The following is a 1,787-nucleotide window of genomic DNA, read 5'->3' on the forward strand; positions in this document are numbered from 1 at the left end:
GTCCTACGAGCTGCCCGACCCCGCCGCCTGGACGCTCGAGCATCTCTGCGCGGCCGGCGCCGAAGCCGACTACCCGGCGCTGGTGCAGCTTCTGGCCAGTTGCGAGACGGCGGCCTACCATGTGTCCGACGCCATCGGCACGCGCTATTTCACGCTCACCTCGGAATCTCTGCGCTCGGTCGGCGCCTGAGGYGGGACGGCCCGCGCCGCTTCGCACTGCAACCCCACAGGACCCCCATGCTCCTTCACGTCACGCACGAAACCCGCTACGAGTATTCGCCCGCGGTCGAAACGGCGCAGCACCTGGCCCACCTGAAGCCGCTGGCCACCGCCTCGCAGCGGCTCGTGAGCCACAAGCTCGCGATCGAGCCGTCGCCCGCGCAGCGCAGCGAAGTGCCCGACGTCTACGGCAACACGCGCGCCTTCTTCGCGCTCGAGGCCACACACGACAGCCTCGTCGTCACGGCCGAAAGCGTGGTCGAGACCGGGGCGCCGCAGCTCGCGCCCGGCATTGCGCGCGAGCTGCCCTGGGAGGCCGTGCGCGAGCGCTTCCGCTACCGCAAGGACGCCACCTTCGACCCGGCCTCGGAGTTCGTGTTTCCATCGCCCTACGTGCCGCGCCACGACGACTTCGCGGCCTATGCGCGCGCGAGCTTCGCACCCGAGCGGCCCACCTTCGACGTGGCCATGGACCTCACCGAGCGCATGTACCGCGACTTCGCCTACGACGCCGACAGCACCGAGATCAACACGCCCGCCGCCGAGGCGCTGGCGCAGCGCAAGGGCGTGTGCCAGGACTTCGCCCACATCATGATCGCGTGCTTTCGCGTCATGGGCCTGCCGGCGCGCTACGTGAGCGGCTACCTGCTCACGCAGCCGCCGCCGGGCCAGCCGCGGCTGGTGGGCGCCGATGCCTCGCACGCGTGGGTGTCGGTCTACCTGCCGGGCGAAGGCGACGGTCCTGAAAGCACCGGCGGCTGGGCCGATTTCGACCCCACCAACGGGCGCCAGCCCGGCGAAGACTACGTCGCGCTCGCCATCGGCCGCGACTACTCCGACGTCTCGCCGATGCGCGGCGTGCTGCACGGCGGCGCGCGCCACACGCTCAAGGTGGGCGTGACGGTGCGTCCCATCGAGGAGCTGCGCGCGCAGGCCGAAGAGGCAGCGCAGTCACAATCACAGACTTCATCGCAACCCACTGAAAAGGATCTTCAATGAGCGTTTACGACAAGCTTTCCAGCCTCGGCATCACCCTGCCCCCGGTCGCTGCCCCCGCCGCGGCCTACGTGCCTTTTGTTCGCACCGGCAACCTCGTGTTCCTCTCGGGYCACATCGCCAAAAAAGACGGCAAGGTCTGGGCCGGCCAGCTCGGCGCGAACATCGGCACCGAAGAAGGCAAGCAGGCCGCGCGCGCCATCGCCATCGACCTGCTCGGCACGCTGCATGCGGCCGTGGGCGACCTGAACAAGGTCACGCGCATCGTCAAGGTCATGAGCCTGGTCAACTCCGTGGGCACGTTCACCGAACAGCACCTCGTGACCAATGGCGCGAGCGAATTCTTCGCCGAAGTGTTCGGCCCCGAGAAAGGCGCGCATGCGCGCAGCGCGTTCGGCGTGGCACAGGTGCCGATGGGTGCCTGCGTCGAGATCGAGCTGATCGCAGAAGTCGGCTGAGCTTCTTTCGTTGCCTCGCACCGCCTCAGGGCGTGACCGCGAGCTTCGAACAAAGCAGCCGCATCGCGGCGCCGATCGGCGCGATCACCGGCACCTTGAACCGCGGCGTCAGCG

The 1,787-nt window shown here is 68.9% G+C and carries 3 protein-coding genes; all 3 read left to right on the forward strand.

Translation table 11 applies throughout. The features are described from left to right. Positions 1–190 (forward strand): hypothetical protein (locus AC1DOC_RS32250; protein WP_478131396.1); only part of this gene is annotated, 190 nt, incomplete at its 5' end. Positions 191–237: 47 nt separating this feature from the next. Then, entirely contained in the window at positions 238–1,218 is a 981-nt protein-coding gene (locus AC1DOC_RS32255; protein WP_478079880.1) for a transglutaminase family protein, read from the forward strand. Beyond that, complete coding sequence (locus AC1DOC_RS32260; RefSeq protein ID WP_012748505.1) at positions 1,215–1,673, forward strand: RidA family protein; 459 nt, start codon at positions 1,215–1,217, stop codon at positions 1,671–1,673. The genes AC1DOC_RS32255 and AC1DOC_RS32260 overlap by 4 nt, the downstream gene beginning before the upstream one ends. The last annotated feature ends 114 nt before the right edge of the window (positions 1,674–1,787 follow it).

This window comes from Variovorax sp. 01T439_2, from assembly GCF_056398445.1.

Excerpts from the sequence above, each read along its gene's own strand:
- AC1DOC_RS32255 (WP_478079880.1), top strand. The coding sequence starts at position 238 with ATGCTCCTTCACGTCACGCACGAAACCCGCTACGAGTATTCGCCCGCG.